Genomic DNA, 13,884 nt, shown 5'->3' with positions numbered 1-13,884 from the left:
CTCTAAAACGTCAACTGAACCTTCATGGATTGGTTGCGATCCCCGGCAATCTCAAAAGCTGAGAGAACGTCTTCAAGCGGATAGACGGAACTTAGAAGTGGCTTCACATCGACGGTTTTGCGGTTGATCATATCGACCGCAAGACCAAACTCCTCATGAAACCGGAATGAGCCGCGCATATCGATTTCTTTTGAAACCACAATATTTTGTGGAATGGAAACATCGCCCCCAAGGCCGACCTGTACCAGAATGCCAAGCGGCTTCAGCACTTCTAATCCCGCCCGCATTGCGCGCTCATTGCCAGATGCTTCAAACATGACATCGAAGTAGCCTTTGTTTGCCGCATAGCTCGTCAACTGCTCCGGGTTCTCCGCCACATTAATGGTCCGATCTGCGCCAACTTCCCTGACCTTTTTGAGCACTGGCTCCATCACGTCGGTCGCGACGATCTCGCGCGCACCATGGGCGCGTGCAGCAATGACAATCAAAGCACCAATTGGTCCAGAGCCTGTCACGAGCACGCGCTTGTTCAGCAGTGATCCAGCGCGTGCGACAGCGTGAAGTGTCACAGCCAAAGGTTCAGCAAATGCAGCCTCGTGAATGGAGATACCGTCGCCGACCTTGTGGCATTGCCAGCTTTCGGCGACCAGTCTTTGACGAAAGGCACCCTGAATATGTGGCATGGGCATGGCGCTGCCATAAAAGCGCATATTCAGGCAGTGGTTCTGCATGCCCTTGAGGCAATACTGACAAGCATTGCAAGGCCTGCTCGGCGAGACAGCCACCTGATCGCCAATAGCCAGACCACTCACACCATTCCCCAGAGCTGTGATGGTTCCCGCCACTTCATGACCGAGTATCATCGGTTCGCGCAGGCGAATGGCCCCGATACCGCCGTGGTTATAATAGTGGAGGTCGGAACCACAAATCCCACCTGCCTCAATGGCAATCTCAACCTGACCTGAGCTGACAGCTTCAGGTTCGCGCTCCTCAATTCTGAGGTCTTTAGCGGCGTGAATGACGACAGTTTTCATGCGGTCCTCCCTGATCTAACTTGCATATGTTATCGATAACATTTATGCAAGAACAATACTGTCAATGACTGATAAAGCATTTCGATATCTGGGAGGAACCAATGACATTTCCGCTCTTCGACCTGACGGGCAAACTGGCCCTGATAACCGGCTCAAGTCAGGGCATTGGCCTGGCTCTGGCTCAAGGCCTCGCCGAGCATGGTGCCGAAGTAGTTATCAACGGTCGCGATCAAACCAAAGTCGACACAGCGGTAAAAAATTTGAGAGATGCAGGCCACAAGGCACATGCCTCCTATTTTGACGTCACTGATATTGAAGCGGTGAAGGCAGGTGTCGACGCGATTGAACGCGAAATCGGCCCCACCGAAATTCTTATCAATAACGCAGGCATGCAGTTTCGTGCGCCACTTGAAGACTTTCCCGACGACAAATGGCAGCAGTTGCTTGCAACCAATGTTTCCAGCGTCTTTTACGTCGGCCAAGCTGTGGCGCGCCATATGATCGGTCGTAGGCACGGCAAGATTATCAATATTGCCTCAGTTCAGAGTGAATTGGCACGTCCATCCATTGCACCCTATACCGCAACGAAAGGCGCTGTGCGCAATCTAACGCGCGGCATGGCCACCGACTGGGCCAAATATGGCCTCCAGATCAATGCTATCGCTCCCGGTTACTTCAAAACGCCGCTCAATCAGGCACTGGTCGACAATCCAGAGTTCACTGGCTGGCTTGAAAAGCGCACACCCGCAGGCCGATGGGGTAACGTGGAAGAGCTGGTGGGGGCTGCAGTCTATCTGAGCAGCAATGCCTCGTCCTTCGTCAATGGTCAGGTGCTCCATGTCGATGGTGGTATGACCGCCAGCGTCTGAGCATGGATTCTACGTCAATCATGGGAGAAGATTGATGAGCAAGACTTCAAATGTCGCGGTCATCGGTGCAGGCATCATGGGCACGGCGATCGCCACCCGATTGCTTGAAACTGGCAACAGAGTGCGAGTTTTTGATCTGGACGCCGATAAGGTAGCCAGGCTTGTCGAGAAAGGTGCAACAGCCGCAGAATCTCCGGCTACAGCTACCGCAGAGAGTAACTTTGTCATTCTGAGCCTCAACCATGCCAATATCGTGCGCAGCGTTGTGTTTGAGAGGGTGGCGTTGCACAAGCAGCATCCGCAGGAAAACCCTCATCGACATGTCGTCCATAGATCCGTCAGAAACTGCAAAAATGGCAGAGAAACTCGCTTCTGAAACGGGCATGAAATGGGTTGATTGCCCACTGTCTGGTGGTGCACCGCGCGCACTGACTGGGGAGCTGACCATCGTCGCGGGCGGTGAAAAAGAAGACTTCAATCACGCCTATACCGTGATGCAACATCTTAGCACCAACTACACATTGATGGGCCCAAGTGGAGCGGGCCAGACGACCAAACTCATCAACCAGCTTTTCTGCGCTGTGGCGTTTCAGGCCGTAGCAGAAGCCGTTAAGCTCGCAGAAGCTGGCGGTGTGGACCCGGCAATTATTCCACAAGCACTGGCAGGCGGGCGAGCCGACAACCGTATCATGCAGGAGTTCATGGGAAAGTTCGCGGCCCGCGACTACACACCTACCGGACGCATCGACAACATGCTGAAAGACTTGGACGCACTCCAAGCTTTTGCCATGAAGACGAAGACCCCGCTGCCAATGACAGGGCAGGCTGTTGAAATCCACAGGCTTCTCTGTGCAGCAGGATTGGGTGACAGGGATTCCGCCGAGATGATGCGCCTGCTCGACGGCAAGTTATCAAGAAAGGCGGCCATTGGCCGCCTTCATTGTTTTCAGCCTACTCGAAATGCTCGGCTACTGCATAATTTAAACTGTTAGAGCGACCTTTGTGCGTCCAAGAGGGCGCACGGCGTTCTATACGACCGGAGTCACCAGTTCTTTGCCGCTGAAGTGCGCGCTCAGATTTGCCAAAACGAGATCAGCCATTGCCTTTCGGGTCTGATGCGTTCCACTGCCAATATGCGGTGTGAGTACCACATTCGGCATGTCATAGAGTTCGGCAGGAACCGTTGGCTCATTCTCAAAGACATCAAGCCCGGCACCGCCAAGTTGCCCGGACTGCAACGCCTTAACCAGCGCCACTTCATCGACAAGCGAACCACGCGCGATATTGATCAACACACCATTTGATCCGAGGGCTGCGAGCACATCGGCATTGATCGCATGGCGGGTTTCAGCACTTGCTGCGGCAGCTATCACCAGAACATCGCAGTTCTGCGCAAGCTCCAGAAGGCTTGGGTAATAGTCGTAATCAACATCCTGCTTTGCCCTGCCAGTATAGCTGATCTGCCCATCAAAGCCCTCCAGCCGCCGGGCAATTGCCTTGCCGATACGACCCAAGCCAAAGATCCCATACCGCCGCCCACTGACGCGTGTGCCAAGCCCGATTTCGGCTTTGGCCAATTTCCTTACGCACATGGGCATCAGCACTCGCAATGTGGCGCGCCTGAGCTATAATGAGACCAATCGCTGTATCGGCCACATCGGTTGTCAAAACATCCGGCGTATTTGAAACGCCATATCCTCTTTGGCGTGCCTTTGGCAGATCGACCTTGTCAAACCCAACGCCATTGATGGCGACAATTTCAAGCGCGGGCAAACGATCTGCCAGTTCATTTGGAATGCCTATATGACCGCCGGTGACAACGCCTTTAACCTTGTCAGCATGTGCATTCAGGAACGCATTCTGATCTGCAATCTCGAACCAGCGATGGACTTTATACTGCTCGTTCAGGCTTTGCTCCATCGCGGGGATCAATGGGCAAAGCTGGAGTATTTCAACGGACATACTATTTCTCTTCAATGGATATTTCGGGAGCTATTTGACGTCCGATTTAACGAACTGACGAAGTTCAGCAGTCTTGGGGTTGGCAAACAGCTCGGCTGAAGGCCCTCTTCCCAGATCGTGCCCTGATGCATAAAATGGTTTTCGTCGCGACGCGTCTGGCAAAGGCCATTTCGTGCGTGACAAGGATCATCGTCATGCCGCCGCGCGCCAGTTCTTCCATCACATTCAACACTTCTTCCGTGAGTTCCGGATCAAGTGCGGATGTCACTTCGTCGAACAGCATAACCTTAGGCTGCATCGCCAAAGAACGCGCAATAGCAACACGCTGCTGCTGGCCGCCCGACAATTGATCCGGATAGGCATCGAACTTTTCTGAAAGCCCGACGAGCTTCAAAACCTCCTCGGCCTTTTTTCGCGCATCGGCTTTTGGGACATCCTTCACGATTTTCGGCGCGAGCATGATGTTTTCCCCAACTGTCAGATGCGGAAACAGGTTGTAGCTTTGGAAGACGATGCCCACGTCTTTGCGCAGCTTACGCAACTGAGCGGCGTCACTGGTCACTTTATGACCAGCGATTTCGATCTCGCCAGAGTTGATCTTCTCGAGCCCGTTGATGCAGCGCAGCAATGTGCTTTTTCCCGAGCCTGAGCGACCGATGAGGGCAAAAACTTCACCGCGTTCAACTGCAAGAGAGACACCTTTGAGGACTTCGACATTGCCGAAGCTCTTGTGAACATTATTGATGACGACTTCAGACATTGAGCCTCCTTTCCAGCCAGCGCGATAGCAATGACAATGGGTAGCAAACAGCGAAATAGAGCGCTGCGACCACCACAAAAACGCGGAATGGTTGGAACGTTGCATTGTTGATGAGCGTGCCTGCCCGGGCCAGTTCGACAAAGCCGATAATCGACGCGATCGAGGTGTTCTTGACGACCTGCACAGCGAAACCGACCGTTGACGGCAAGGAAATGCGGACAGCCTGCGGCAGGATCACATAACGATACTGCTGAGCGCGCGTCATAGCGAGTGACTCAGATGCTTCCCATTGCTGTTTGGGAACTGACTGAATGCAACCGCGCCAGATTTCTGCCAGATAGCCCGATGCATATATCGACATCGATGCCCCGGCGGCAATCAGCGGATGCAGATCAAATCCTGCGAGGCTCAAACCATAGTAAGAGAGAAACAGGATCATCAGCACGGGGATACCCTGAATGATCTGGATATAAGTGCCAGCGACCACACGCAGCCATTTGATCGTAGAAACACGGGCTAGCGCGATCAAAAACCCGGCAATGCCGCCGCCGATCAATGCGATAGCAGTCAATAGTACCGTCCACTGCAAGCCCGTAAGCAGAAACAGAAATTCGTCTGGTCCGAAGCTGCGAAAAGTCATGCTGACGCCTCCGGAATTGCTACTACAGTGCGGCGGGCAACACGGCGACCAAACAGCCAAAGCCCGACCAGTGCAAGGACAGCGCGCAAGCACAATGCCAGTCCCAGATAAATCAGGGTCACGACGATATAGACCTCGAATGAACGATAGGTTTGGGATTCAACGAAGGCGGCAGATGCGGCCAGCTCCTGCGTTGAAATAACAGAGCAAACGCTGGATGCGAGCATCATCAACACGAACTGGCTGCATAAGGCCGGATAGACCTTTGCCAAAGCCGGCAGAATGATCACATGACGGTAAATCTGAAGCCGAGTGAAACCGAGTGCCTCACCTGCCTCAATCTGCGATTTATGGACAGCCTCAATACCTGAGCGGATGATTTCCGTAGAATAGGCTGTGAGATTAATTGTCATGCCAATGAGGGCCGCAACTTCGGCACCCACACGGAAGCCTATGGCAGGCAGCCCGAAATAGATGATGAACAATTGCACCAGAAACGGTGTATTGCGGATGATCTCGACATAGGCATCAATCAGAAAACGAATTATTCCGCTGTTCATCGACCGCAGCGAGGCGAACAAAACGCCACCCGCGCAACCCAAGACGATAGACATGATTGACAGTTTGATTGTCAGCCAAATGCCTGCCAGCAGGGCATCCTGATACTGGGCAATGACCCCGAACTGAAAAGTGTAGGACATGGTCCGGCCTCCCGCTGAATAACAGCGCTTGTGCGGATTCTTTTATGCAACGATGTGAAGAAATCCGTCGGTGCATTGAGGCACCGACGGTGAAACAATCAGAACGATGGCAGGTCAGGCATCGGACGGCCTGTCCATTTCACCGCAATCTTGTCCAGATCGCCAGAAATCTTCATCAGATAAATGGCCGTATTCAGCCACTGACGCAACTCGAAATCTTCAAGCTTGGTCGCCATGGAATTACCCTGCTGGAAGAAGGTAAAGCCAACCTTTAACCCTGCTTCAGGGCGCTGCTTGATGATCGCTTCGCCAACCGTTGAAGGCAATGCCACAGCATCCACCTGTCCGGCAATCAATGCCTGTGCGCTTGTCGAGTCGTCTTCGTAAACAACAATTTCGAGACCCTGGATCGCGGCTTTGCGGAGTGCTGTTTCCTGCGTCGAACCACGGTTCACCGACACGCGCTTGCCAGCCAGATCTTCAAGCTTGGTAAGGTTCTGGTCTGGGCCGGAAATGATGTCCATATTAAAGGCATTATATGGCTGCGTGAACATCACCGTTTTCGCGCGCTCACCCGTCGGAGAAAGCGTCGCAACGAGGAAGTCGACCTTGCCGGTTTGCAGCGCAGGAATACGTGCCGGCGGCGTCAATGGGACAAGTTCCACAGGCAAATTGAGATATGTACCCAACAGATTGGCGACATCGACGTCGTAGCCAGTTGGATTACCCTTTTCATCAACCATACCCATTGGCGGGGCACCTGTCAGCACGCCAATCTTGACCGTACCACGAGCCGTAATATCACTAATGGATACAGCATGGGCATCGGCCATGCCGAACATACCAGCCATTGTTAAACCGATGGCTAAATTACGAATTGTTTTCAGAATACGCATGATTTCTCCTCCAGTTTCCCGCCTTCACTCAATCCTCCCTGAATGAAAACAAGACATCATCGTTATACGTTGACATTCGCTCTTATGTTATTGATCGATGTTTTCGATAACATCGTCAATTCACGAGATTGCACCCCTTAAATCGTATGCGATATCAAGCTCCCCTTCCACAGCGACAGCGGGTAAAATGCTTCTGATAGTTTGATTGAGCTGAATATCAGCACCAAAATCCAAATACCGGTTGTGAAGTAATTCATTCCCATTCTTGTTGCTTGCAATAGTGCATGTTATCGATATCATTGCAACACAAAAACGGACACTAGGGAACCCATCATGCATACACGTTCAGCAATTTTTGAAGGCACGATCCATCCGGGCGCGAGGAAGAATTCTTTCGCATCGTGAAAGAACAGTTGCTTCCAGTCTGGAAGCGCATGCCAAACGCACAAGCCGTGCGGGTCATGCGCATGTTGAATGTGGACCCCGGTTCGCCGTCTATCGCCATGGTGCAGGAAATAGATTATCCGTCGATGGCGGCGGTCGAGGAAGCCTTGGCTTCGCCGGTACGGCTTGAGGGGCGCGTCATCACAGACCGAATGATGGAAATGTTTGACGGCCGTTTCTACCATGTCGTCTATGAGCAGATACCAACAACCGACACGGCCCAGACCGTGTGATAAACCAACCGATCAAACAGGACTTTGCATGATCACCTCGCCCGCCAGAAAAGCAACCATGCGAGACGTATCCCGCCTCGCGGGCGTATCGCAAATGACTGTGTCTCGCGTTCTCGCAGACCCGGATCTGGTGTCTGAAGCCACCCGCAAGCGGGTAATGGAAGCCATCGAGCAGCTGAGTTACGTACCAGATCGTGTTGCTGGCAGCCTCTTCCCGGCGCACCAACTTCATCACGGCTATTCTGCCAACCCTGACGAACTCGAACTTCGCCGATACTGCACAAGGACTGGCAGAATCCTTACGGCCGAAAGGCTATCAACTGCTGATCGGCTTCACGATGTATAAGTTGGAGGAAGAAGAGCGCATTATTCGAGCCATGCTTGAGCGGCGCCCTGATGCGATTGTAGTCGCGGGAACAGTTCATACAAAAGCTGCCACTGAAATGCTGCTGCGTGCCGATATTCCGATTGTTGAAATATGGGGTAAGCCTGACAAGCCGATTGATCATTCGGTCGGATTTTCCAACTATGAGGTTGGACGCGCTGCCGCACGATATCTCTTATCGCTCGGACATCGGCGCATTGGCGCGCTCGGTTCACGCACTGACGCCGATGCTATCGACTTGCGTGGTGAAAGCCGGTTAATGGGCTTTACCTCAGTACTACGCGAAGCGGGGGTGAGTGATGAACTGATCGTGCGCGAAGGAACCGCTCCTGTTTCGCATGATCACGGTGCGCGCACCATCTCCACATTGCTGGAACGCGCACCCGATGTCGAAGCCGTGTTTGCCGTGTCAGATATTTCTGCCTTCGGTGCTCTGATGGAATGCCATCGTCGTGGCATTAAAGTGCCCGAGCAATTGTCGTTGATGGGTTTTGGTGACTTCGATATCGCACGCCAATCGGTTCCTGCGATAACAACAATACGTGTCGACGCGATTGGAATTGGAGTGAAAACTGGAGAATTACTGCTCAATCTTTTCGAAAAAGGTGATGCAGATGAACGTCCTGTATCATCTTCACTCGTTGATGTCGGCTTCAAACTCATTGAGCGCCAGACGGTGGCGAAACGTAATTTGTAAATCCAGGATGATAGCGTACAGAAAAATGCGACTGAGTTTTGACAACCAGAAATTCAGTCATGTTGCTAAATAAACTGACCTGCAACAATGCGTCATGACGCTGATTACTCTCCCATTGCTACATTGCAATAAAAAATCGGGTAAAACGCCAGGAACAGACTGAATAACTCGCCTGAAACTGCTAGTGGTTGGGGTGGATATAAGGAGATATCATGCGCTCGACTATGATGGCAGCGATGGTGCTGGCGACTACAGGAACGGCGACAGCCGCTGAGAAACCAATCGACACCTATTACGCCCGTTTAAGCGAGCGCGATCATTACAGCTCATCCGGTCAACGCCTCACCAAAGTAGCGGGCATTGTCAGACAGGACCGCGCCAACGTCCACCAGTTTGGCAAAGTCGATGCAGAAGATGAAAAAGACAAATTCTTCAGCAGTAAGGACAACCGCGCCAAGCTCGAGAACATGCTTGCCAATGTCCGCATTTCACCAATCGATCAGGCGACAATCATCAACGCGACACCATTGATTTTCGTCGAGGTCTATCCGACCTATGTCGTCATTACGATGAAATAATCCTATTGAGAGGCGGACTTCCTCAGCCCGCACTCAACATTATTCTCATGACCGTCGCATCATCAATACGCTCTTTCGAATAGACCAGCGGAACATATTTCCCTTCGTGCCAGTTCTCCAGAAGATCGGAATAATGCCGCGACAATGGCGATCCCGATTGGCCCGGATTGTTGACAAACAGGCTGTTGTCCCAAGCTCCAACATCGATAATCATTCGCACCGAAGGTCCCACGACAACCGAGAAATCACTCAATCGATAATTGGCGTAATTGAGTGTTGAGCTGCTGCCACCTAAAGCGATGGGTTCTAACGACCAATTGTTGTCTGTCAGTGACTGAAGGGGATGACGAAGCGTAAGCTTATGAATGCTTCCCATGTCCATTTCTCCGCATCTGTTCCCATCAATGAAACACACTCCGCCCATGCATCAGCGAGGCTTTGGAGAACGGCATCCATATGTTCGGCTGTCTGGGCGGAGTTTTCTAACCATGAAGCAATGCTTGGTGCATCAAATGGCACCAGCAGCGGCATAACCAGGAACAGCCCCTGAGACGTTGCTGCAAGCAGACCAAGATGTTTGCTGAACCATATCTCGAGAAGGGCGGCAGCTGCAGAGTCCGCAGACAAGTTGCCGTCCCAATTCTGAAGAAGCTTCCAAGCTTCGATTTCATTGTCGTGAACAGGCAACGCCCTCAGACACTTCAATACGCGGGCAGCGATTGGTGAAAATGTTGAGCATTGCAGTCGTGCACAATCTTCAAGCGAAATGGGTTCTTGGCGGGACAATTCGCTGTGGAGCCTGTCATGACGACTGCTATCCAGCCACTCATAACCGATAGCTGGGTTCGAGGCAGTCCAATCATACGGCACATTCATGGCGTTGGCCGTCGCTACAAAGCCCCGCGATGGATTGATTTCATACGGCCCTGTTTCTGGTGACAGATAACCTTGCCATTCGTAGCGTCCATCACCGGGAACAGGTAAAAGACCATCCCAATTGTTCCGAACAGGTGTGGCACCCGATGGCTTCCATGCAATCGTGTTCGTTGTATCAGCATAGATGTGATTGACGGAAGGGCAACCCCAGCCTTCCAGCGCACTTGCATAGTCAGCATAGTTCTTCGCTCTCATCACAGACAGGCTCGCCATATATGGCGCCATGCCTGCATCCATCCAGACAGTTCTCAATCCGAATGCGCGATTGTTCTCCTTATCCTCATAGAGGATTGGTCCATGGCGTGAGAACTTCAGCTCGACTTTCTGATCAGGATATCCTTTGACGGGAATTGTCTCCGTTATCGTTTTAACGGTCTCCCAATCACCTTGATAGGCATACTGATCAGTGTCTCCCGCCTTTGTCTGATAGACATAAATATCTTCCTGATCCGCGCCAAAAATCGTGAGACCGAAGGCGGCGGTTCCGTTATGCCCCATGGATATTCCGGGCACCATGGGTTCGCCCGCACCGGCCACGTCAAGACCCGGCATGGCCAGGTGAACCACACAACGGATCGAAGGCAAAACATGTGTGCGATGCGGATCAAGCGCCAATATAGGGCGACCGGTTGTCGCCTTTTCCGCTGATATCGCCCAATTGTTTGAGCCTTCTTCAAAGAGGCTCGAACAATCTCGCCGGATAAAGTGATTGTGGTCCATTGATCAGCTTCATCCAACGTTGCAGCTAGACGTTCCTTCGAAAAGGTTGCGGGACTGACAGCAAGCTGAAAATCACGCAACACCCTGTCGGTCATGATACTCGGGTCGAAACCCTCAACCGGCTTTGGGATCACGCCATGCGATAATTCCTTGCGCAGCAAATCAAGCTGTGCACCAAGCTCCACACCCGCGATTGCCATAATCTTGGAACGGAGTAGCTCGGACGATGCATTGCGTGTCAGCGAATGGGTGCGCACGCGCACCACATCTTCCGCCACCCATCGATCTGGCTTGTGACCGAGCAGCGTAAACTCAGGTGGAAGTGCTATCTCTCCTGAATTGCAGGCGTCAACATAGGCGTTGATGCCTTTAGCAAAAGCGGTACAGATTTCCTCGGAATCCGCCCCATATGCTTTCCATTCCGGTGCCATATCACCGCGATAAAGAAGCAATCGAGCGGCCCTGTCCTGCTCAAGATAGCCGGGACCAAAATCCGCGCCAACAGACCAAGCCCGCGCTTGCGGGCAATATCGATCTGCCAGAGACGATCACGCGCAGCGTTCCAACCTTGCGCGAAAAACAGATCGTGCAGGTTCTCCGCTCTGATATGGGCAACCCCCCACTGATCCACATTGATCGCGACATCGTTCTGCAAGCCCGGTACGCGGGTTGCAGTTAATCTTGTAGCATCGGCCATGGCCGCACCTCTGGTTGTTATTCCAGTGAGAGAAACAGACCCGCATGAAGACGGGCACGTTCAACCAGACTATCCTCGAAAATATGCTCGCCCAATGTATGCAGTCCTTCACCACGCACACCGATGGAATCGAGCGTCGGGACACCAAGCGCGCCGGTAAAGTTACCATCCGACCCGCCACCCGAACTCTGAGCCGTCATGGTAAAGCCGATCTCTTTTGCGATCTCGTTGGCTAAGTTGAAAAGCTTCAAATCCTGTGGTTGTCCCGGCTCCCAAACAGGTCGTGTTACGCCACGCGTGACGATCAGCTCGACATCATCTTTGGTTCCCGCAAGAGCCATGATCCGTGCAACGCCGTCTTCCAGATCTTTCTGGGTTTTGGCCATACTGAGCGCTTCCGCATTACAACTGGACGAAACGCAATTGACCCACTGCCCGGCCTGAATAACGCCTACCGAGAAAGTGCAGTCATCGGTTGTGAGCGCTTCAATTTCAATAATCTTTTCAGCCATACGTCGGATTGCAGAACGACCTTCCTTCAGCAACCAGCCCGCATGGCTTGGTTTGCCAACTGTCTCAAGATTATAACGCGCAATCGCATAACGTCCGACAACAGCACCACCATCACGGCGCGCAGGTTCTGGCACCAGTACATATTTGTTCTTGAGTGCTTCCTGCTCGATCAGATCACGCGTCGAAGGCGTTCCCACTTCTTCATCTGGTGTCAGCAGAAATGTAACTGGAAGCTTGGTCACAAGCCCACTTCTTGCAATCTGTCGCATGGCTTCAAGGGCAACGAAGTTACCACCCTTCATATCCTGAATGCCTGGGCCGTAAATCTTTCCACCCTCGCGACGATACGGATTGATATCGATCACGCCAAGTGGATGAACCGTATCAAGATGGCCGGACACCAGAATGCCGGGCTTGCCCTGATCTTTGTGCGGGAAACGCACGCAGTGAGCCACCAAAGCCCATACGTCCCGGAATAAACTCAATGCTGGCGCCTGCAGCCGCAAAGTCATAGGCGGCTGCATCGACCATGCGATTAACCGCATCCGCATCAAATGTGGGACTTTCCGTTTCGATCCATGGGCGCAGACGCGCGATCATATCATCGAGATCAAATGGCAATTCATGCGCGCTCATGCTGCGAGATCCTTGTTTACTGGCAGGCGAGTTTCTACGATCCGGGCATAGATAGACGCGCCAATTGGCAGCGTTTCCGGTTCGAGTACAAAGGCAGGATTGTGCAAGGCTGCTTTGCCGCCATGCAGCACATTGATGTATGCACCGGGCACGCGCCAGCATGTCGGCAAAATCCTCACTGCCCATAAAAGCCGGGCAGTCGTCGGTTACATTTTCCTCACCCAACACATCGCGCGCAGCCGCAATATAGGCATCGGACAGCTCGCTATCATTGCGCAAGACATCGAAAACATTACGCAGCTCGACATCAACTTTGATGCCATAACCTGCACCCACACCTGCGCAAATTTCGCGCAGACGGCTTTCTGCAAGATCGCAGACACGCTGCTCGAAATAACGAATTGTGCCGGTGATAGTCGCCACTTCCGGGACGATGTTATACGCGCTTCCAGTATGAAACTGCGTGCAGGACACAACACAGGAATCGGTTGCCGGAATATTGCGCGACACGATGGTCTGCAATTGCCCGACCAGATCGGCACCGATCACCAGCACATCACGGGCATTGTGCGGCTGGGCGGCGTGACTGCCTTTACCTGTCAACTTGATATCGAAGAAGCTGGCACCGGCCATGGCAGCACCCTTACGAATGACAGCTTTGCCTAGAGTGCCCAGCGGCTGATTGTGCATCCCGTAGATTTCATCGCAAGGAAAGCGCTCGAACAGGCCCTCCGCAATCATGCGCGCGCCGCCCAGACCTTCCTCAGCTGGTTGGAAGACGAAAACCGCGGTCCCTTCGAAGTTGCGTGTCGCCGCAAGATACTGCGCAGCGCCCAGCAACATGGTCGTATGGCCATCATGGCCACAGGCATGCATTCGGCCCGGATTTTGCGATGTATAAGGAACACCGGAAATCTCATCAATCGGCAGCGCATCCATATCGGCCCGCAGACCAACACGGCGGTTACCCGCGTTTTGACCTCTCAATATGCCGACAACACCAGTCTTCGCAATGCCGGTATGGACTTCATCGAAGCCCCATTTTCCAGTAATGACGCAACGACACCGGAAGCATGTTGCTCCTCGAAACCGATTTCCGGATGACGATGAAGGTCTTCGAAAACCGCGCGCATCTCGCCGGCTTTCTCCTCAATAAACGGTATGACGGGCATGATTTCATTCC

At 52.7% G+C, this 13,884-nt stretch carries 6 protein-coding genes and 9 pseudogenes; 5 read left to right on the top strand and 10 right to left on the bottom strand.

The genetic code is table 11. The annotated features are described in order from the left end of the window. Window positions 1–2: 2 nt before the first annotated feature. Window positions 3–1,034 (bottom strand): L-idonate 5-dehydrogenase, encoded by a 1,032-nt coding sequence (locus tag C9380_RS12430; RefSeq protein ID WP_100556738.1) that lies wholly within the window; start codon window positions 1,032–1,034, stop codon window positions 3–5. 101 nt (window positions 1,035–1,135) lie between these two features. On the opposite strand from C9380_RS12430, the gene C9380_RS12425 reads away from it, so the two are divergent. Together C9380_RS12425 and C9380_RS12420 are read left to right on the top strand one after the other, a co-directional pair. Then, the gene (locus tag C9380_RS12425) at window positions 1,136–1,903 is read left to right on the top strand and encodes an SDR family oxidoreductase (protein WP_128093668.1); all 768 of its coding nucleotides are present in this window, start codon (window positions 1,136–1,138) and stop codon (window positions 1,901–1,903) included. A 34-nt stretch (window positions 1,904–1,937) separates the two neighbouring features. Next, window positions 1,938–2,808 (top strand): annotated as a pseudogene (locus C9380_RS12420) (NAD(P)-dependent oxidoreductase); the annotation flags it as partial. A gap of 123 nt (window positions 2,809–2,931) precedes the next feature. Here C9380_RS12420 and C9380_RS12415 read toward each other — a convergent pair. From C9380_RS12415 to C9380_RS12395, 5 genes and pseudogenes are all read right to left on the bottom strand, one after another. Continuing rightward, a pseudogene (locus tag C9380_RS12415) lies at window positions 2,932–3,865 on the bottom strand (2-hydroxyacid dehydrogenase). Between the two features lie 30 nt (window positions 3,866–3,895). Beyond that, a pseudogene (locus C9380_RS12410) lies at window positions 3,896–4,625 on the bottom strand (amino acid ABC transporter ATP-binding protein). Further along, on the bottom strand, window positions 4,618–5,265 hold the full coding sequence (locus C9380_RS12405; protein WP_024898014.1) for an amino acid ABC transporter permease: 648 nt from the start codon (window positions 5,263–5,265) through the stop codon (window positions 4,618–4,620). Before C9380_RS12405 ends, C9380_RS12410 begins: the two are co-directional and overlap by 8 nt. After that, window positions 5,262–5,966: an amino acid ABC transporter permease gene (locus C9380_RS12400; RefSeq protein WP_024898015.1), complete on the bottom strand. Its 705-nt coding sequence runs from the start codon at window positions 5,964–5,966 to the stop codon at window positions 5,262–5,264. Before C9380_RS12400 ends, C9380_RS12405 begins: the two co-directional genes overlap by 4 nt. A 98-nt stretch (window positions 5,967–6,064) precedes the next feature. Beyond that, a complete protein-coding gene (locus C9380_RS12395) occupies window positions 6,065–6,817 on the bottom strand; it encodes a transporter substrate-binding domain-containing protein (protein WP_374844468.1) in 753 nt (250 codons plus the stop codon). Window positions 6,818–7,195: 378 nt separating this feature from the next. Here C9380_RS12395 and C9380_RS12390 point away from each other — a divergent pair. The 3 genes and pseudogenes from C9380_RS12390 to C9380_RS12380 all read left to right on the top strand — a co-directional run bounded on the left by C9380_RS12390 (window position 7,196) and on the right by C9380_RS12380 (window position 9,199). Continuing rightward, window positions 7,196–7,539 (top strand): annotated as a pseudogene (locus C9380_RS12390) (hypothetical protein). Between the two features lie 58 nt (window positions 7,540–7,597). Further along, window positions 7,598–8,621, top strand: a pseudogene (locus C9380_RS12385) (LacI family DNA-binding transcriptional regulator). Window positions 8,622–8,833: 212 nt separating this feature from the next. Further along, complete coding sequence (locus tag C9380_RS12380) at window positions 8,834–9,199, top strand: hypothetical protein (protein WP_100556733.1); 366 nt, start codon at window positions 8,834–8,836, stop codon at window positions 9,197–9,199. A gap of 22 nt (window positions 9,200–9,221) precedes the next feature. Here the strand turns inward: C9380_RS12380 and C9380_RS12375 are convergent. The 4 pseudogenes from C9380_RS12375 to C9380_RS12365 all read right to left on the bottom strand — a co-directional run bounded on the left by C9380_RS12375 (window position 9,222) and on the right by C9380_RS12365 (window position 13,873). Continuing rightward, window positions 9,222–10,855 (bottom strand): annotated as a pseudogene (locus C9380_RS12375) (penicillin acylase family protein). Between the two features lie 236 nt (window positions 10,856–11,091). Continuing rightward, window positions 11,092–11,552 (bottom strand): annotated as a pseudogene (locus C9380_RS27445) (penicillin acylase family protein); the annotation flags it as partial. A gap of 17 nt (window positions 11,553–11,569) precedes the next feature. Next, window positions 11,570–12,701: pseudogene (locus C9380_RS12370) on the bottom strand (M20/M25/M40 family metallo-hydrolase). Beyond that, window positions 12,698–13,873, bottom strand: a pseudogene (locus tag C9380_RS12365) (M20 aminoacylase family protein). Before C9380_RS12365 ends, C9380_RS12370 begins: the two co-directional pseudogenes overlap by 4 nt. Window positions 13,874–13,884 lie beyond the last annotated feature (11 nt).

Source organism: Brucella pituitosa (genome assembly GCF_003049685.1).
GTDB classification, from domain to species: Bacteria; Pseudomonadota; Alphaproteobacteria; order Rhizobiales; family Rhizobiaceae; genus Brucella; species Brucella pituitosa.
Note: the sequence above shows the minus strand (reverse complement) of the source record. Positions and strands in the feature narration are given on the sequence as shown.